This window comes from Kitasatospora sp. NBC_01539, assembly GCF_045040525.1.
In the GTDB taxonomy this organism is placed as follows: domain Bacteria; phylum Actinomycetota; class Actinomycetes; order Streptomycetales; family Streptomycetaceae; genus Kitasatospora.
This window is the reverse complement of sequence record NZ_CP109390.1, coordinates 1,455,999-1,474,394: the sequence shown is the minus strand read 5'-3', so window position 1 is coordinate 1,474,394 and position 18,396 is coordinate 1,455,999. Positions and strand designations below refer to the sequence as shown.

The 18,396-nt window shown below is 71.4% G+C and carries 12 protein-coding genes; 6 read left to right on the top strand and 6 right to left on the bottom strand.

Annotation, left to right across the window (positions count from 1 at the left end; translation table 11 throughout):
* Positions 1–305: 305 nt before the first annotated feature.
* The 6 genes from OG335_RS06235 (at position 306) to OG335_RS06210 (ending at position 7,880) form a co-directional block, all read left to right on the top strand.
* On the top strand, positions 306–1,472 hold the full coding sequence (locus OG335_RS06235) for an ROK family protein (protein WP_405009991.1): 1,167 nt from the start codon (positions 306–308) through the stop codon (positions 1,470–1,472).
* The gene (locus OG335_RS06230) at positions 1,469–3,037 is read left to right on the top strand and encodes a sugar ABC transporter ATP-binding protein (protein WP_405009990.1); all 1,569 of its coding nucleotides are present in this window, start codon (positions 1,469–1,471) and stop codon (positions 3,035–3,037) included. Before OG335_RS06235 ends, OG335_RS06230 begins: the two co-directional genes overlap by 4 nt.
* Positions 3,034–4,038 (top strand): ABC transporter permease, encoded by a 1,005-nt coding sequence (locus tag OG335_RS06225; RefSeq protein ID WP_405009989.1) that lies wholly within the window; start codon positions 3,034–3,036, stop codon positions 4,036–4,038. Before OG335_RS06230 ends, OG335_RS06225 begins: the two co-directional genes overlap by 4 nt.
* 79 nt (positions 4,039–4,117) lie before the next feature.
* Positions 4,118–5,167 (top strand): substrate-binding domain-containing protein, encoded by a 1,050-nt coding sequence (locus tag OG335_RS06220; RefSeq protein WP_405009988.1) that lies wholly within the window; start codon positions 4,118–4,120, stop codon positions 5,165–5,167.
* An 80-nt stretch (positions 5,168–5,247) separates the two neighbouring features.
* Positions 5,248–6,441 carry a Gfo/Idh/MocA family protein gene (locus OG335_RS06215; protein ID WP_405015321.1) on the top strand — a complete coding sequence of 398 codons (1,194 nt, stop codon included), beginning with the start codon at positions 5,248–5,250 and terminating at the stop codon, positions 6,439–6,441.
* A gap of 254 nt (positions 6,442–6,695) precedes the next feature.
* A complete protein-coding gene (locus OG335_RS06210; protein WP_405009987.1) occupies positions 6,696–7,880 on the top strand; it encodes an ROK family protein in 1,185 nt (394 codons plus the stop codon).
* Between the two features lie 105 nt (positions 7,881–7,985).
* Here OG335_RS06210 and OG335_RS06205 read toward each other — a convergent pair whose 3' ends face one another.
* From OG335_RS06205 to OG335_RS06180, 6 genes are all read right to left on the bottom strand, one after another.
* Positions 7,986–9,770, bottom strand: a complete 1,785-nt coding sequence (locus OG335_RS06205; protein ID WP_405009986.1) for an IlvD/Edd family dehydratase — start codon at positions 9,768–9,770, stop codon at positions 7,986–7,988.
* On the bottom strand, positions 9,767–10,696 hold the full coding sequence (locus OG335_RS06200; protein WP_405009985.1) for a dihydrodipicolinate synthase family protein: 930 nt from the start codon (positions 10,694–10,696) through the stop codon (positions 9,767–9,769). The genes OG335_RS06205 and OG335_RS06200 overlap by 4 nt, the downstream gene beginning before the upstream one ends.
* Before the next feature lie 7 nt (positions 10,697–10,703).
* Positions 10,704–11,375, bottom strand: a complete 672-nt coding sequence (locus OG335_RS06195) for a GntR family transcriptional regulator (protein WP_405009984.1) — start codon at positions 11,373–11,375, stop codon at positions 10,704–10,706.
* A gap of 80 nt (positions 11,376–11,455) precedes the next feature.
* The gene (locus OG335_RS06190; RefSeq protein WP_405009983.1) at positions 11,456–14,263 is read right to left on the bottom strand and encodes a glycoside hydrolase family 2 TIM barrel-domain containing protein; all 2,808 of its coding nucleotides are present in this window, start codon (positions 14,261–14,263) and stop codon (positions 11,456–11,458) included.
* Positions 14,264–14,484: 221 nt separating this feature from the next.
* Positions 14,485–16,026: a glycoside hydrolase family 28 protein gene (locus OG335_RS06185; RefSeq protein WP_405009982.1), complete on the bottom strand. Its 1,542-nt coding sequence runs from the start codon at positions 16,024–16,026 to the stop codon at positions 14,485–14,487.
* A gap of 112 nt (positions 16,027–16,138) precedes the next feature.
* Positions 16,139–18,235 (bottom strand): PQQ-dependent sugar dehydrogenase, encoded by a 2,097-nt coding sequence (locus tag OG335_RS06180; RefSeq protein WP_405009981.1) that lies wholly within the window; start codon positions 18,233–18,235, stop codon positions 16,139–16,141.
* Between the last annotated feature and the right edge of the window lie 161 nt (positions 18,236–18,396).

Here is an 18,396-nt window from a genome sequence, read left to right as displayed (position 1 = left end):
CCACTCGTAGAAAAGTTTCACCGTTCTCTGCCAAAGATCTGGACAGAGGCACCGCGCCGTCCCTACGGTCTGGCAGTGCAGCCCGGGCCCGTCAGGCCGCGGGCCGCCGGTCGGGCGACGTCCGTACGGTCGCCCGGCACCACCACTCCGTCGATCCGCAGGTCTGCCGCCTGCCGCCTGCCGCATGCCCCGGGGCGGGAGGCGCATGCCCCGCCGGCATCCGCACGGTCCACCCACCACCCGGCGGGCGCGACGGTCCCCGCGACGCCGTCGGACTCCCGTCCTTCAGAAGGAGGTGATCCCAAGTGAGCGTCCGGTACGGCGTACTGAGCCTTTTACGCGATCACGGCCCGCTGTCCCGTGCCGAGTTGTCCGGCCGGCTGGAGGTGCCGCGTCCGCGACTGCTGGCCGAACTCGACCGCATGGTCGCCGCCGGCCACGTGCTGGAGGCGGGGCCCGCCCTGTCCAGGGGAGGCCGCCGCTCCACCCTGGTCGAACTCCATCCCGGTGTACGCTTCGCCGCCGTCGACCTGGACACCGACTGGGTGAACGTCGAGATCACCGACGGCCGCCTGGAGCCGGTCGCCTCCCGGGCCGAAGCCTGCGACGTCCGCTCCGGTCCCGCCGTGGTGCTGGAGCGGATCGGCGAACTGCTGCACGCCCTGCGCGCCCAGGGCCACTACGCCCGCCTGAGCGCCATCGGCATCGGGGTCCCGGGGCCCGTCAGCTTCCGCGACGGCGTCCCCGTCTCCCCGCCGATCATGCCCGGCTGGGACCGCTTCCCCGTGCGCGACGAGCTCGCCCGCGCACACGACTGCCCCGTGGTGGTGGACAACGACGTCAACGTGATGGCCCTCGGCGAACAGCACAGCGGTGTGGCCCGGGCCGTCGACGACCTGCTCTTCGTCAAGATCGGCAGCGGCATCGGCTGCGGCATCCAGATCCACGGCCGGATCTACCGGGGCGCCGAGGGGTGCGCGGGCGACATCGGCCACCTGCAGGTCGAGGCCGGCGGACCCGTCTGCGCCTGCGGCAGCACCGGCTGCCTGGAGGCCTACTTCGGAGCCACCGCACTCGCCCGGGACGCCATGGCGGCGGCCCGGTCGGGCCGGGCCCCGGCCCTGGCCGAGCGGCTCGCCGCCACCGGCGTCCTCACGGCCGAGGACGTCGCCGCCGGCGCGACGGCCGGCGACATCGCCTGCGTCAACCTGATCCGCGAAGGCGGTCGCCGGGTCGGCCAGGCACTGGCCACGCTCGCGAACTTCATGAACCCGTCGATGATCGTCATCGGCGGAGGGCTGGCAGGGCTGGGCCACCTGCTGCTCGCCGAGATCCGCAGCGTGGTCTACCAGCGCTCGCTGCCGCTCGCCACCGGCAATCTGCCCGTGGTCCTGTCCGAACTCGGTTCCCGGGCCGGCGTCGTCGGCGCCGCCCTGCTGGCCAGCGAACTCGTCTACGGGAGACCTTCATGACCGACCCCCCGGCCCCCGCCCGCACGGACCACGCCGCCGCCGGTGCCGACGAAGCGCCACTCCTCACCCTGCGCGGCATCGTCAAGACGTTCCCCGGCGTCCGCGCCCTGGACGGCGTGGAACTCACCGTGCGCCCCGGCGAGGTGCACTGCCTGCTCGGCCAGAACGGCGCCGGCAAGTCCACCCTGATCAAGGTCCTCTCGGGAGTGCACCGGCCCGACGCGGGCGAACTGCGCTGGCAGGGACGGCGCACGGCGTTCACCGGGCCGCAGGCCGCCATGCGGGCCGGGATCGCCACGATCTACCAGGAACTCGACCTGGTGCCCGACATGACGGTCGCGGAGAACATCTTCCTCGGCCACGAGCCGCGCACCGCCGGCTTCGTCCACCGCGGCGCCGTCAGGGAGAACGCCAGGGCCGTGCTCCAGCGCCTCGGCCACGGAGAGATCCCGGTCACCCGCCCCGTGGGCAGACTCCCCGCCGCCGCCCAGCAGATCGTCAGCATGGCCCGAGCCCTCTCGGGCAGCGCCCGGCTGATCATCATGGACGAGCCCAGCGCGGTGCTCGCCCACGACGAGGTCGAGAACCTCTTCCGGATGATCCGCACGCTGCGCTCCCAGGGCATCGCGGTCATCTACATCTCGCACCGCCTGGACGAGATCCGCGAGATCTGCGACCGGGTCACCGTCCTCAAGGACGGCCGCACCACCGCCGCCGACCTGCCCGCCGACACCCCGGCCGCCGAACTCGTCTCCCGGATGACCGGCCGCTCGCTGGAGTACGTCTTCCCGCCCCGGCCCGAGGCGCCGCCGTCCGACGGCGAACTGCTCCGGGTCGAGGGCCTCACCCGGCGCGGTGAGTTCGCCGACGTCTCCTTCACCGTGCGCCCCGGCGAGATCGTCGGCATCGCCGGGCTGGTCGGCTCCGGCCGCTCCGAGGTGCTGGAGACCGTCTTCGGTGCCCGCCGCCCCGACGCCGGCCGGGTCGACGTCGACGGCGTCCGGCTGCGGCCCGGCAGCGTACCCGCCGCCGTCCGGGCGGGCCTCGGCCTCGCCCCCGAGGAGCGCAAGAGCCAGGCGCTGCTGCTCGGCGAACCCGTGCAGCGGAACATCGGCCTGGCGACGCTGAGCCGGCACGCCGCCGCCGGCTTCGTCCGCCGCGGCGCCGAGCGGGCCGCCGCGGCCGAGGTCGCCGACCGGCTGGAGCTGCGCCCGCGCGACGTGGGCCGCAAGGTCCGCACCCTCTCCGGCGGCAACCAGCAGAAGGTGGTGGTCGGCCGCTGGCTGCTCGGCGGCACCCGGCTGCTGCTGCTCGACGAGCCCACCCGCGGCGTGGACGTCGGCGCCCGCGCCGAGCTCTACCGCGTGATCAGGGAACTGGCCGACGGCGGCGTGGGGGTGCTGCTGGTCTCCAGCGAGGTGCCCGAAGTGCTCGGTCTCGCCGACCGGGTGCTGGTGATGCGCGAGGGCCGGATCGTCCGCGAGGCCCGCGCGACGGAGATCGACGAACCGACGGTACTCGACCTCGTCATGGCGGGGTCCCTCCTGGAAGGAGCGGTCCAGTGACCGATCTCGCCCCGGCACACGCGCCGGCGACCGAGCCCGGGTGGTGGAAGGGAGACGCGAGCGAGCCGGTCCGGCGCAACCTGGGCCTGGCCACCGTCCTGGTCGCCCTGGTGGTCATCGGTGTGTTCAGCGCCTCCGACCAGTTCCTCACCAGCGGCAACATCCTCAACATCCTCACCCAGGCCTCCGCCATCGGCGTCATCGCCCTCGGGATGACCTTCGTGATCATCGGCGGCGGCATCGACCTCTCGGTGGGCGCGCTCACCGCCCTCGCCGCGGTCTGGTGCACCACCGTCGCCACCCAGGAGTTCGGCGCGACCGGCATGGTCTTCACCGCCGTCCTCGTCGGCACGCTGGCCGGCACCGTCAACGGCCTGCTGGTCGCCTACGGGCGCCTCGTGCCCTTCATCGCCACCCTGGCCATGATGGTCGGCGCCCGCGGCCTGGCCACCAAGATCTCCGACAAGCAGACCCAGCCGGTCGAGGTCGACGCGATCAACCGCTTCGCCGAGGCCAAGGTGGTCGGCATCCCGGCACTCGTGCTGGTCTTCGCCGCGGTCGCCGTCGCCGGCTGGGTGCTGCTCAACCGCACCACCTTCGGCCGCCGCACCGTCGCGGTCGGCGGCAACGCGGAGGCCGCCCGGCTGGCCGGCATCAACGTCCGCCGACAGACCGTCTACCTGTACGCGCTCTGCGGCCTGTGCTGCGGCATCGCCGCCGTCATGGTCGTCGCTCAGGCCAACGCCGGCTCCTCCGGCCAGGGCGACCTCTACGAGCTGGACGCCATCTCCGCCGCCATCATCGGCGGCACCGCCCTCACCGGTGGCCGCGGCAGCGTCGTCGGCTCGCTGATGGGTGTGCTGGCGTTCACCACCATCACCAACCTCTTCATCCTCAACAACCTGCCGACCGAGGTCCAGAACATCGTCAAGGGCGCCATCATCGTCGGCGCCGTCCTGGTCCAGGAGTTCCAGCCCCGTGAACTGCTCCGGCGGCGCTGAACCACCTCCCGTCCCCGTGCCGTACGGCCCCCGGGCCGCCGGCCGCACGTCCACCCCCTCCACCCGCGAAGGACATGCCATGAACACCCAGCCCCAGCCGCTCTCCCGCAGAAGGATCCTCTTCACCGGTGCCGCCGCCGGTGCCGGCGCCCTCCTGGTCGGCTGCACCTCCAACAAGCACGACGAGGACCCGGTCGCCGCCGCCCCGGTCGCCGACACCAGCGGGGCCCCCGGCAAGGCCATCACCATCGGCTTCTCCGTGCCCGCCGCCGACCACGGCTGGATGGCCGCCATCACCTCCAACGCGCAGGGCCGCGCCAAGCAGTACAAGGAGGTCACCTTCAAGGCCGTCGAGGCCGGCGAGGACGCCACCGCGCAGCGCGCCGCCCTGGAGACCCTGATCCAGTCCAAGCCCGACGTCATCATCGTGCTGCCGCACGACGGCGCCCAGCTCACCGCCTCCGGCCGCAAGGCCATGCAGGCGGGCATCCCGGTCATCAACCTGGACCGCGAGTTCTCCGACGAACTCGCCTTCCGCGTGCTGATCAAGGGCGACAACTACGGCATGGGCGTGGCCGCCGGCCACTTCATCGGCGGTCGGCTCAAGGCCGCCGGCAAGACCAGCCCGGTCATCGCCGAGATCGCCGGAATCGACAACCTGCCGCTCACCCAGGAGCGGAGCAAGGGTTTCAAGGACACCCTCGCCACCTACGGCTTCACCGTCGGCCACCGGGCCGCCGCCGAGTTCACCATCGACTCCGGCCAGCGGGTCGCCGCCAACCTGCTCCAGGCCGCCCCCGTGCTGGACGCGCTCTGGAACCACGACGACGACCAGGGCGTCGGCGTGCTCGCCGCCGTCGGCCAGGCCGGACGCAAGGAGTTCTTCATGGTCGGGGGCGCCGGCTCCCGCAAGGCCATGGAGCACATCCGGGACGACGACAGCGTCCTCAAGGCCACCGTGACCTACAGCCCCAGCATGTCCGCCTCGGCCGTCTCCCTGGCCAGGCTGGTCGCCAACGGTCGCGGCATGGGCGACCTGGCGGAGCTGGGCGTGCCCAAGGAGATCCGCCTCGCCTCGGAGACCATCACCAAGGAGAACGTGGCGGGCTACCTGCCGCTCGGCTTCTGACGCACGCCCGGGGTACCGGCGCCGCGCCGGTCCCTCCACGACAGGGAGAGAAATTGTCCACTCAACGACTCCGGATCGGCATGATCGGACATGCCTTCATGGGCGCCGTGCACTCCCAGGCATGGCGCACCGTGAACCACGTCTTCGACCTGCCGCTCCGGGTCGAGCAGACGGCGCTGTGCGGCCTCCACCCCGACCAGGCCGAGGCCGCCGCGCACCGGCTCGGCTGGGCGGAGCACCTCACGGGCTGGCGTGAGCTCGTCGCCCGGGACGACATCGACGTCATCGACATCTGCACCCCCAGCGACAGCCACGCCGAGATCGCCGTGGCGGCACTCGCGGCGGGCAAGCACGTGCTGTGCGAGAAGCCGCTGGCCAACACGGTCACCGAGGCCCGCGTCATGGCGGCGGCGGCCGAGGAGGCCGCGGCCCGCGGGATCCGTTCCATGTGCGGCTTCACCTACCGCCGTGTGCCGGCGCTCGCGCTGCTGCGCAACCTCATCGCCGACGGCCGCCTCGGCGAGATCCGGCACGTACGCGCCGCCTACCTCCAGGACTGGATCACCGATCCGGAGTTCCCCCTGGTCTGGCGGCTGCGCAAGGAGCGGGCGGGATCCGGCGCGCTGGGCGACGTGGGCGCCCACATCGTCGACCTGGCGCACCACCTGACCGGCAGCCGGCTGACCGGGGTCACCGGGCTGACCGAGACCTTCGTCCCGGTGCGGCCGCTGCCCGCCGACCGGGAGACGGGCAACGGCGGGCTCACCGCGAAGGCGGCCGCCACGCCCGAGCGCGGGCTGGTGACGGTCGACGACGCGGCGGTCTTCATGGGGCGGCTGGAGAGCGGTGCCCTGGCCACCTTCGAGGCCACCAGGTTCGCCACCGGCCGCAAGAACGCGCTGCGGATCGAGGTCAACGGGTCGCTCGGCTCGGCCGCCTTCGACTTCGAGCGGCTCAACGAGCTGGAGTTCCTGGACACCGCCCAGCCCGCCGCCGAGCAGGGCTTCCGGCGGATCCTGGTCACCGAGCCCGACCACCCCTACCTGGCCGCCTGGTGGCCGCCGGGTCACGGGCTCGGCTACGAGCACAGCTTCACCCACCAGGCCCGCGACCTGGTCGCGGCGATCGCCGAGGGGCACGACCCCCGGCCCTCGTTCGCCGAGGCGCTCCAGGTGCAGCTGGTGATCGACGCCGTGGAGCGGAGCGCGACGAACAACTCCTCCTGGACCGTCGTGCCGGAGGCCACGGCGGAGACGGAGGCCGAGGCGGCCTGAGAGCCGGCCGCCCGTACTGTCCGGTGGCCACCCTGCCAGTTGGTGGCCACCGGACAGCCACGTCGCTCCGGACGATCCGTCGCACGGACAAGTCCGTTGCGGGACCGCGGCGTTCGTCCCGTGAAGGGACAAAGGCGCCAATAATTCAGCCAATACCCTTTCCGAACACGAAGCGTGACTGCTAGGTTCGACGGGAACAGCCAGGGGCGGAGACGCTACCGGGGCACGGGGAAGGGAGAGGTGGAGTGCGGCGGATGACGGCTCGGGTCGCCAACTCCCACCAGAGCACGCTGCTCCTCCGGCTACGGGACAGGGGATCCCAGTCACGGGCCGTTCTGGGCGAGGTGATCGAGCTCTCCCGCTCGAAGCTGGCCGTGGAGATCGACCGGCTGCTGGAGACGGGCCTGGTCGTCCAGGACGGGGTCGCGGCCTCGCGCGGCGGACGTCCCTCGCACAACATCCGGCTCTCGCCCGACCTGCGCTTCCTCGGCATAGACATCGGCGCCACCTCGGTCGACGTCGTGATCACCAACGCCGAGCTGGAGATCCTGGGCCACCTCGCCGAGCCGCTGGACGTGCGGGAGGGCCCTGTCGCCGTGTGCGAGCGGGTGCTGGCGATGGTGGCCGAGCTCCGCGCCGCCGGCCATGCCGAGCACCTCGACGGGGCCGGGGTCGGAGTGCCGGGCCCGGTGCGCTTCCCGGAGGGTGTCCCGGTCGCCCCTCCGATCATGCCCGGCTGGGACGGCTACCCCCTCCGCGAGGTCCTGGGCCAGGAACTCGGCTGCCCGGTCCTGGTGGACAACGACGTGAACGTGATGGCGCTGGGAGAGCAGCAGGCCGGCGTCGCCCGCTCCGTCAGCGACTTCCTGTTCGTGAAGATCGGCACCGGTATCGGCTGCGGCATCGTGGCCGACGGCCGGGTGCACCGCGGCGTCACCGGCAGCGCCGGCGACATCGGCCACATCCAGGTCGAGCCGAACGGGCACCTGTGCATCTGCGGCAACCAGGGCTGTCTCGAAGCGTACTTCGGCGGCAACGCGCTGATCCGCGACGCCCGCGCGCTCGCCGCCGATGCGCGCTCGCCCGAACTCGCCGCGCGGCTGGCATCCGCCGGTACGCTGACGCTTGCGGACGTGGCCGTGGCCGCGGCCGCGGGTGACAGCGCGGCCCTCGAACTCATCCGGCAGGGCGGCCACCGCACCGGCCAGGTCATCGCCGGCCTGGTCAGCTTCTTCAACCCCGCCATGGTGGTGATCGGCGGAGGCCTCACCGGCCTCGGGCACACGCTGCTCGCCAGCATCCGCACCCAGGTCTACCGGCAGTCGCCGCCGCTGGCGACCGGCAACCTCCCCATCGTGCTGAGCGAACTCGGCTCCACCGCAGGCGTCACCGGCGCGACCCGCCTCATCAGCGACCACCTCTTCTCCGCCGCCCACTGACTCCGGGTACGGTCCGTCGGGCACGGGCGCACGGGGCCGCCCGCGGCGAGGCGGGCCACCCGGCCGCGGGCCACCGCCGCCTCGCCCGCGGCCACGACGCACTCCTCAGCGCGGATCGGGGACCGCGTCCACGCCCGGCGCGGCGAGGAAGTCGAAGTCGCAGCCCGCGTCCGCCTGGGTGACGTGCTTGTTGTAGAGCGCGCCGTAGCCGCGCGTCGACACCGGCTCCGGAGGGACCCAGGCACGACGGCGCTCCTCCAACTCGGCTGGTTCGACGTTCAGTTGCAGAAGGCGACGCTCGACGTCGAGGGTGATCAGGTCGCCGGTGCGGACCAGCGCCAGCGGGCCGCCCGCGTGCGACTCGGGGGCGATGTGCAGCACGCAGGTGCCGTAGCTGGTGCCGCTCATCCTGGCGTCGGAGATCCGCACCAGGTCGGTGACGCCCTTCTCCAGCAGGTAGGCGGGAATGGGCAGCATCCCGTACTCCGGCATGCCCGGTCCGCCGAGGGGGCCGGCGCCGCGCAGCACCAGGACGGTGTCCCCGGTGACGGCGAACGCGGGATCGTCGATGCCCTCCCTCAGCTCCGCGTAGGAGTCGAAGACGACGGCGGGACCGGTGTGGCTCAGCAGCTCCGGGGTGGCGGCCAGGTGCTTGATCACCGCGCCGCCCGGGGCGAGGTTGCCGTGCAGGACGGCGAGGCCGCCCTCCTCGTGGAGGGGCTCGTCATGCGGACGGACGGCCGGCCCGTGGATCTCCGCGTCCGCGAAGTACCCGGCGAAGGAGTGACCCGCGACGGTGATCCGGTCCGGATGCAGCGCTCCCGGCACCTCGTTCAACTGCCGCAGCAGGGCGGGGAGTCCACCCGCGTAGTAGAAGTCCTCCATCAGGTACCGGCCCACCGGACGGACATCCGCGAGTACCGGGACCCGGCGGCCGATGACGTCGAAGTCCTCCAGGGAGAAGGGGACGCCCAGGCGCCGGGCCATGGCCGTCAGGTGGATGAGCGCGTTGGTGGAGCCGCCCAGGGCGAGCACGGTGGCGGCCGCGTCCTCGAACGCCTCCCGGGTCATGACCGCGGCCGGGGTGACGTCCTCCTCGACGAGACCGACGACCCGCCGCCCTGCCGCCGCCGCCATCCGGTGATGGGCGGAGTCCACCGCGGGAATGGCGGAGGAGCCGGGCAGGGCCATGCCCAGGGCCTCGGCGGCGGCGGTCATCGTGGACGCGGTGCCCATGGTCATGCAGTGGCCGGGCGAACGCGCCAGGCCGCACTCCACCTGCGACATCTCGCACTCGCCGATCCGGCCGGCCCGGTACTCGTCCCAGTAGGCCCACAGATCGGTGCCGCTGCCCAGGGTCTTCCCGCGGTGGTGGCCGCGCAGCATCGGCCCGGACGGGACGACCAGGGCCGGCAGCCCGGCGCTCGCGGCACCCATGAGCAGCGCGGGCACGGTCTTGTCGCAGCCGCCCATCAGCACCGCACCGTCCACCGGGTACGACCGCAGGAGCTCCTCCGTCTCCATGGACAGCAGATTGCGGTACAGCATGGGCGTGGGCTTCTGGAAGGTCTCCGAGAGGGTCGCGACGGGGAACTCCAGCGGGAACCCGCCGGCCTGCCAGACGCCGCGCTTGACCTGCTCGGCCCGCTCCCGCAGGTGCATGTGACAGGGATTGATGTCGGACCAGGTGTTGAGGATCGCGATGACCGGCTTGCCCAGGTGCTCCTCCGGAAGGTACCCGAGCTGCCGCATCCGCGAGCGGTGGCTGAAGGTCCGCAGGCCACCGCCGGTGACGTCGTCGGCGCTGCCGAACCACGCCTCGCTGCGCAGCGGCTCCACCCGCCCGCTGCTGCCCCCGGCGTCGGCCGCCGGGCCCCGGTGTGCCGTCACAGCCAGCCCTCCGTCCGCCACTGCGCGATCAGTTCGCCGATGCCGTCGCGGACCGCCGGTGGCAGGATCCGCGACGGCGGACGCACCGCCCGCCCACTCAGGCCGAGTTGGGCCAGCGCCTCCTTGACCACGCTGACGTTGTCGGCGGACGCGTCGGCTGCGCGCAACTCCTCGAAGACCCGCGCCGACTCCCACACCCGCATCGCCTTCGGGTAGTCCCCGCCTTGCAGGGTCTCCAGCAGGGCGAGCGACAACCGCGGGACCACGTTGACCAGGCCCGAGGTGAAGCCGACCGCGCCGGTCGCCCAGTAGCCGGGGGCGTGGAGCTCGGCCAGCCCGGCTATCCACGCGAACCGCTCCAGACCCGCGTCCCGTGCCACGGACGCGAAGCGCACCGGATCGGGGACCGCGTACTTCACGGCGACGACGTTCGCGCAGTGGTCGGCGAGAGTCCGGATCTGCTCGCCGCTCACGCGCTCGTCGCGGACGTAGAGGACGACGCCGAGTTCCGGTACCGACTCCGCGATCGCCCGGTGGTAGTCGATCCAGCCCTCCGTGGAGCGGTAGGGATGGACGGGCTGGTGCACCATGACCGATCCCGCTCCCGCCTCGCGGGCGTGCAGGGCGGCGGCGATCGCTCCCGCCGTGTCCAGGCCGACGCCCGCCACCACCTCCGCCCGGCCTGCGACCGCCGCGACGGTCGACTCCACGGCCCGTCGGGTCTCCGCCTGGCCGAGTGCGTAGAACTCGCCCGTGTTGCCGTTGGGGGTGACCACCCGGACTCCGTGGTCGACCAGCCGGCGGACCAGTGTCGCGTGGTCGTCCCAGTCCACGCTGCCGTCGGCGGCGAAGGGGGTCACCGGAATCGCGATGACGGTGGCGAGTCGGGTGCGAAGGTCGTCCAAGGGTGCGGCCTCCAGTTTCATGGCGTTCCTAACTCGCTGAGTTCTCAGGGAAGTTGCGTGCAACGAAGGCGCCGATGTGGGCGCGGAGCAGGTCGTCCACCAGGTCGGGCTTCCTGCTCTGCGCGGCCTGCAGGATCGCCCGGTGCTCCTGCGCCTCCATCTCCCAGGAGGGCCGCACCGCCCAGGCGGCGCTGGACACCAGGGCCGTCTGGTCCCGCAGCCCGTCCAGGCAGCCGATCAGCAGCGGGTTCCCGCAACCCGCGTACAGGGCCCGGTGGAAGTCCCGGTTCGCCAGCGAGCGTTCGGCTGCGTCCGCCGCCCGGTCCGCCCGGTCGAGGGCGTCCGCCGCCTCCCCCCACGAGCGGTTGGCGCCAGCTGCGGTCCGCGCCGCGGCAGCCGGCTCCAGCAGCAGCCTCATGTCGTACACACTGCGCGCCAGAGCCTGGTCCACCTCGCGCACCGAGGCGCCCTTGTAGGGGCTCATGGTGACCAGGCCCGTCCCGGCCAGCGTCTTCAGCGCCTCGCGCACGGGCGTCTTCGACACGCCCAGTCGTGCGGCGAGTTCGGTCTCCACCAGGGGCCGGCCCGGCTTCAGCTCTCCTACCAGGATGGCGTGTTTGACCGATTCCAGCACCGCCTCGGTGCGTGAGGGGAGCGAGCCGGGACGCGGATGGCCGGAGTGGACGAGCGCATCGGACACAGGGGAGGCTCCCAAGAGATGATCTCATATACGATATGCATGACGCTATGGCTTGGCCGGAGGCCGGTCAAGGGCGTCCGTCAGTTTCCGAAGTGGAAGTACAGGGTGCGGGCGTAGGTCCCCGCCGCGGTGTTCGGCCGGCCGGCGGGTCCCACGGAGGCGGCCGGGTGGAACTTGTTCCCGATCGCGGGGATGCCGTCGAGGAACGAGAGGTCCCCGCCGGGGAAGGGGGCGGCGGCGTTTCCCGAGTCGGCCGGCTGCGCGGGGGTGAACAGCCTCAGGAAGACGTTCTCCTGGGCGGACACCATAGTGATGGTCCCTTCGGTGGTCCGCAGTGACGCCCAGTACAGGCCGGCGTGGTAGCCCTTGAACTCCGGGTAGACGAAGCCGGTGCTCCCGGTGGCGGTGTCGTTGTGGCTCTTGGTCCACACGTCCGTGGTCACCCCGCGCAGCCGGTTCTTCCAGACCCGGTACGGCCCTCGGCCGAGCCAGGTCACGCCGGTGACCTTCGACTCCGGGTAGTCGAAGTTCACTCCCAGGAAGTCGTGTGTCCCGGTGAGGCCGTAGGTGTAGTCCAGGCGGAGCCAGCCGTTGGCGTCCAGGCGCCACCGCACCGACCTCAGATCGCCGGAGTAGGTCGCGGTGACGGTGTGGGCACCGCCGTCCTGTGCGTGCGTCAGGCCCGTCAGCGTCGAGGTCCCGGCCGCCAGGGCCGGTCCGTTGGACAGCGAGACCGTGGTTCCGTTCCTGGTCACCCTGCTCAGCCGTCCGGTGGCGCGGGCGATGCCCACCGTGGTGGCGCCCGCGGTCATCGTCACCGTGTCGTTCGTCTGGGTCGCGGCCACCGGCGGGGCACCCGGGACCGGGACGACGATCCGGCGCACGTGGTCGGCGGCCTTCCTGACGGTCCAGACCCAGGTGACGAGCTCCGCCCCGGACGCGTCGGTGGCCGTCAGCCGCACCGCGTCGGATTCGGCCCAGTTCCCCGGCAGCCCGAGAGTGAGCACTCCGGTGGCGCCCGGGGCGATGCTCGGACTGGCGCTCGTGCCCTGCGCGGTCACCGTGTGGCCGGTGCCGCCCGGCGCGGCGTAGATGACCAGCTGCCAGCTGAACCTGACTGTCGAGGTGTTGGTGAAGGCGTAGCGGTTGGTCAGGCGGACCGTTCCGTCGAAGCTCGCGGGGAAGGTGTTCTCGTAGTAGGAACGGCTGGCCAGCTGGATCGGCGACCAGATGTCCCTGATCGTGTAGTAGCTACCCTCCTTCTCCCGGAACGGGCCGACGATGCCGTCGGGACCCCGGTTGCCGTGCGTGTCGATCGCGCCGCCGCCGTCGTCACGGCGGATGCTCTCGTCGATGAGCGACCAGATGAATCCGCCGGCCGAGCGCGGTGCGTTCGCCATCAGCTGCCAGTAGTCGTCGAGTCCGGCGCCGGCGCCGCCGTCGTAGAGGCCGTGCAGGAACTCGGTGGGCATGTAGACCGTCGAGCCCGCCAGCTTGGACTGGACCTGGGAGTAGGTCGGGTAGTGGTTGGTGTCGATCCCGCCGAAGCTCGACCAGGGGTGGAGCACCACCCGCTTCTGCGGGTCCCAGGAGCCGAAGAGGCTGTCGAGGGCGGTGTTCCAGCCGCCTTCGTTGCCGTTGTCCCAGAAGAGGATCGACGGGTGGTTGACGTCCCGGGTGACCATCGCCTGGACGAGCGGGGTGCCGGCCGCGGTGCTGTAGCTGTGCTGCCAGCCGCCGAGTTCGTCCAGGACGTACAGCCCCAGTTCGTCGCAGAGGCCGAGGAAGTAGGCGTCCGGCGGGTAGTGCGACATCCGGACCGCGTTGACGTTCATCGACTTCATCAGCACGACGTCCTCGCGCGCCAGGCGGGGGCTGGAGGCGCGGCCCAGGGTCGGGTGGAGGGTGTGGCGGTTCACGCCCTTGAGGAGCACCCTGACACCGTTGACGTAGACGCCGTCCCCCGCCCGCACCTCCACCGTCCGGAAGCCGAACCGCTCGGTGATCCCGTGGACCTGCGCGCCCGAGGCGTTGGTCAGCACCACCTCCGCCTGGTAGAGGTTCGGGGTCTCGGCGGTCCACCGCTTCGGGTCGGTGACCTTCGTCGACACGGTGACGAGGGTGGCGCCCGACGGGACCGCGGCCGAGACGCTGCCGCCGACGTTCGTGCCGTCGAGCGTCTTGATCTGGACGGCCACCCGGCCGCTGCCCACGTTCCCCGCCAGGTGGACGTCGGCGGTGAACGTCCCGTCGGCCTCGGCCCGCACCGCGATCCGGTCGATCCGCGCGATGGGGAAGGCCTGGAGGTACACCGGCCGGAAGATGCCGCCGAAGTTCCAGTAGTCGCCCTGGCGCTCGGCCTGGTTCACCGAGGTGTCGGCGGAGTCCTTGTCGACGGTGACTTCGAGCAGGTTGGTCGTGCCCGGCAGGAGCAGCGACGTGACGTCGTACCGGAAGCGGTAGAACGCACCCTGGTGCTTGGGCCCGGCGGACTTTCCGTTCAGCAGGACGGTGGTGTCGGTCATCGCCCCCTCGAAGACCAGGAAGACCTGCCGGCCCGCCCACGCGGCGGGCGGTGTGAAGCCGTGGCGGTACTTCCCGCTCTCGCCCGGGGTGAGCGTGCCGCCGTAGTTGTACGTGCCGTAGCCGGAGAACTCCCAGTTCGACGGCGTCGGGACGGTGCCCCAGACCCCGCTCCTGCGGCCGGCCGTGCACAGGAAGTCCCACGGGACGGTGCTGTCGACGTCCCGGCCGGTCAGGTACATCGTCTGCGTCGCGGCCCCGTCGGCGATGCTCGCCGACGCCGGGAGGGCGGCCCGCGTCGCCGCTGCGGCGGACAGCCCCACGGCCGCGCCGAGGGTCAGGAACCTGCGTCGTTGCACATCCATCGAATCCTCCAGGGACAGGGGCGCAGGGGGGCGATCACCGGCCGTGAGGTGCGGGCACGGTGGCGGCGTCGGTGCGGGCCGTCCGTTCGGCGGGGGCGCCGTGGGCGCGGGGGAGTGGCCGTGACGGCGTCGACGGGCCGGCCGGCCCCCGACGGGATCCGGGGGCCGGGGCGGTCGTGCGACGTGCTGACGTCGAGCGCTGCCGCGCGGAATCCCGCCGGTCAGCAGCTCTTGGTGGAGCCGGTGGCGTTGACGCGCAGGCTGCCGCCGGTGGTGTTGACGCCGTTGGTCACGCAGTAGCCGTTGACGGTCTGGAAGCCGGTGTCGTAGGCGCTGCCGGTGCCGCGCTGCGCGGTGAACCGGTCGAGGGTGACGGCGGTGTCGCCGTCGGCGATGACGGCGGGACGGTTGTCGTTGGCGGCGAACCTCACCGAGGAGCTGGTGAAGCGGATGTTGTCGGCGTTGTGGAGGTACCAGCCGTACGAGGGCCGGGTGCCGATGCTGGTGGGGTTGTAGCTGATCGCGTCGTTGCCGGGCACGGCCGTGGAGATCGCCGATCCGCCGCCGGGCACCGTGATGTTGACGTTGGTGAAGGTCACCCCGCTGATGCGGTTGCCGCCGGACTCGCCCCACAGGGTGGGCGTGACGCTGGGGCTGTTCCCGGTCGCGGTGACGTTGTCGTAGGTGACGTTGCTGATGTGTCCGACGCCGGGATTGTTGCCGCAGCGCTTCCTGGTGCCGATCTTCTGGAAGATCGGTGAGTGGACGTTGGTCATGGTGATGTCGCGGTAGTGGACGTCGGAGATGTTCGCCCCGTCCATCGAGACCATGCCCAGCCCGGACTTGTTCGCTCCGGTGATGGTGATCCTGGCGAACTGGTAGTCGGTGAAGTCACCACAGGTCTCCGAGCCGAACATCAGCGCGTTGCAGCACCGGGCGGACAGCTTGGAGTCGGTCACGGTGACGTGGCCGTTGGGCAGCTTGGCGCCGAGCGCGTAGTCGCTCTTGAAGACCAGGGCGTCGTCGTTGGCGGAGATGTTGGCGTTGGTGACCTTGACGTTGGTGGTGGAGATGATGTTCCAGCCGTCGCGGTCGCTCGCCGTGTCGATGACGAGGTGGTCGGAGACGACCTGGTCGCAGTTGTTGATCAGTGCGGCGAAGTGGCCACCGCGGCGCAGGGTGATGCCGCTGAGCGTCAGGTTCCTGCAGCGCGTCAACGAGATGATCTTGTCGGCCTGTCCTGCGGCGGGGTCGTTGCTCGCGGTCAGGTAGCCCATGCCGTCGATGGTCCCGGAGCCGGTGAAGCCGATGTTGGAGAGGTTGTCGCCGTAGAACATCGCGTCGTGGAAGTGGCTGTGCCCGTAGTCCTGGTAGGCGTCGTACGGGTTGGGCTCGGCGGCGTCGTAGGTGTTGGCTATCGACCCCATGACGGTGGAGCCGGCGTCCAGTTGGATCGTCACGTTGCTCTTGAGGTGGACGGTGTTCTTCGACTTGAAGTTGCCGGCCGGGAACTCCACGATGCCGCCGCCGGCGGCGTTGGCCGCGTCGACGGCCTTCTGGATCGCGGGGCTGTCGTTGACGTGGCCGTCGCCCAGGGCGCCGTAGGCCCGGACGTTGAAGACGGCTGCGGCTGCGGCTGCGGCTGCAGCTGGGGCTGCGGTCGCGGTGCGCGGTGCCGCGCTGCCGGCGTACGCGGCGGTCGACCCGAACAGGCCGATCACCAACGCCACGACGGCACCCACCAGGATGCTGGTCCGATGCATGTCTCTCCGATTCCTCGATGCCGCGTCGACGGTGCTGACGCTGCTCGTGCGCGATGCGGAAGGCGCCCGGCCCGGGGGCGTCGTCGGGGACCCTTCGGGCCGGGCGCCGGTGTCAGCCGAGAGCGACGTGGAAGAGCTTCTCGTTGCTGTTGTTCGGGATGCTGTCCTTGTCGCCGGTGGTGGAGGTGGTCAGCCACAGGCCGCCGTCGGGAGCGGGTTCGACCGTGCGCAGCCGGCCGTAGGTGCCGTTGAAGTAGATCTGCACGTTGGTCAGTTCGGTGCCGCTGATGACCTCGCGGTACATACGGGTGCCGCGCTCGCAGGCCACGTAGAGGACGTCGCGGACGACGGCGATGCCGGAGCAGGAGCCGTCGGCGGTGGTGTAGGTGTGCTTCGGGGCGATGTACCCGGCGGTGCCGCAGGTGCCGCTGGTGCCCTCGCAGGCGGGCCAGCCGTAGTTGCCGCCCTTGGTGATCAGGTTCGTCTCGTCCATGACCGAGTTGCCGAACTCCTGCTCCCACAGGCGTCCCTGGGAGTCGAAGGCCAGCCCCTGCGGGTTGCGGTGCCCGTAGCTCCAGACGTAGGTGCCGAACGGGTTGTCCGAGGGAACGGTGCCGTCGGTGTTCAGGCGCAGGATCTTGCCGTTGAGGCTGTTCCTGTTCTGCGCGTTGTCGCCGTTCTGCGCGTCACCGGTGCTCGCGTAGAGCTTGCCGTCCGGGCCGAACCGCAGCCGCCCCCCGTCGTGGAACTTGTTGCGCAGGATGCCGGACAGCAGGACCTGCTCGCTGCTGAGGGTGAGCTTGTCGTTCTCCAGCTTGATCCGCACGATCCGGTTGTCGGTCGGCGAGGTGTGCATGATGTACAGCCAGTGGTCCGTGGCGAAGCTCGACGCGATCGCCAGCCCGGTCAGACCGCCCTCGCCGTCGGTGTTGTCGACGTTCGGCACGGTGCCCACGGTCGTCTTCGCGCCGGTGGCCGGGTTGAGGTGGACGATGTCGTGGGCGTCGCGGCGGGTGTAGAGGATCGTCCCGTCGGGCAGGGTCGCCAGGCCCCAGGGGATGTCGGTGTCGGTGCCGATCTGCGTGACGGCGCACACCGGGCTGCCGCACGCGGCACCGGTCTTCACCGTCACGGTGTTGCTGTGCGTGGAGGTGTTGGCCTGGGCGTCGCGGGCCACCACGTAGTAGGCGTAGGTGGTGTTCGCGGTCAGTCCGCTGTCGGTGAAGGCCGTGGCAGGCGGGGTCGTCCCGTTGGCGGTGACCGTGCCGGCCTTGGTGCTGCCGCGGTAGATGTCGTAGTACTTGACGCCGATGTTGTCGGTGGAGGCGGACCAGGTCAGGGCGACCGTGGTACCGGAGACCGTCCCGGCGAGCGACCCGGGCGCGCTCGGCGCCTGGGTGTCGACCTGGCACTGCGGCGCGGTGATCGGCACCGTCGAGCTGGCCTGCGAGACGTTCCCGGCCGCGTCACGGGCGTTGACGTACAGCCCCCAGGTGACCCCGGGGACCACCGTCAGGCTGGTCGACAGGGTCGTCCCGCTGACCGACTTCATCAACTGGCCGTCGTGGTAGACGTCGTAGAAGGTCACACCGGTGTTGTCGGTCGACGCGTTCCACGCGAACGTCACCGAGTCGCACAGCAGGTTGCTGACCCGCGGGTTGCCCGGCACCGTCGGCGGCTGGGTGTCACCCGCGGTGGTCCTCCACTGCTGGTTGTTCTGGCCGTTGCACGTCCACATCTGCACCAGGGTGCTGTTCTCGGTCTTCGCACCGACCACGTCCAGGCAGAGCCCCGACTGCACGCCGGTGATGGTGCCGTCGCTGTTGATCTTCCACTTCTGGTTGGTGGCGCCGTTGCAGGTCCAGATCTGCACCACGGCACCGGCGGTGGTGGAGTTGTGGGCCACGTCCAGACACTTCGGGCTGTCGTAGACCCGCAGCTCACCGGCCGACGTGAAGGTCCATGCCTGGTTGGCCTTCGAGGAGTCGCAGTCGTAGATGTTGATCCCGGTGCCGTCGGTCGTCTTGTTGCCGGCCACGTCCAGGCAGCGGCCCGACGCCACGGAGGTCACCGCGGAGCCGGTCGCCGCGGACGCGCTGGTGGGGCCGGTCGTCACGGTGGCGACCAGCGCCGCGACCATGGCCAGCGCGGCGACGGCGGCCGTCGACCATCGGCGATGGCGCCGTCTGTGCAGGGCTTTACCGAACACGGAGATCTCCTTGCGGATCGATGAGGAACTCGGGAGCGGATTCGCCGACCCGTGCGGTGCCCGGGGGCCGACAGGGCTGAGGGGGGTTGTTCGGTCAGCCGCGGCGCACCTCTGTGCCCGCGCTGCGGGCATCCGTGTGGTTCGCGGCGCTGACACCGCAC

Excerpts from the sequence above, each read along its gene's own strand:
- OG335_RS06220 (WP_405009988.1), top strand. The coding sequence starts at position 4,118 with ATGAACACCCAGCCCCAGCCGCTCTCCCGCAGAAGGATCCTCTTCACC.
- OG335_RS06230 (WP_405009990.1), top strand. The coding sequence starts at position 1,469 with ATGACCGACCCCCCGGCCCCCGCCCGCACGGACCACGCCGCCGCCGGT.
- OG335_RS06210 (WP_405009987.1), top strand. The coding sequence starts at position 6,696 with ATGACGGCTCGGGTCGCCAACTCCCACCAGAGCACGCTGCTCCTCCGG.
- OG335_RS06185 (WP_405009982.1), bottom strand. The coding sequence starts at position 16,026 with ATGCATCGGACCAGCATCCTGGTGGGTGCCGTCGTGGCGTTGGTGATC.
- OG335_RS06215 (WP_405015321.1), top strand. The coding sequence starts at position 5,248 with ATGATCGGACATGCCTTCATGGGCGCCGTGCACTCCCAGGCATGGCGC.
- OG335_RS06200 (WP_405009985.1), bottom strand. The coding sequence starts at position 10,696 with ATGAAACTGGAGGCCGCACCCTTGGACGACCTTCGCACCCGACTCGCC.
- OG335_RS06190 (WP_405009983.1), bottom strand. The coding sequence starts at position 14,263 with ATGGATGTGCAACGACGCAGGTTCCTGACCCTCGGCGCGGCCGTGGGG.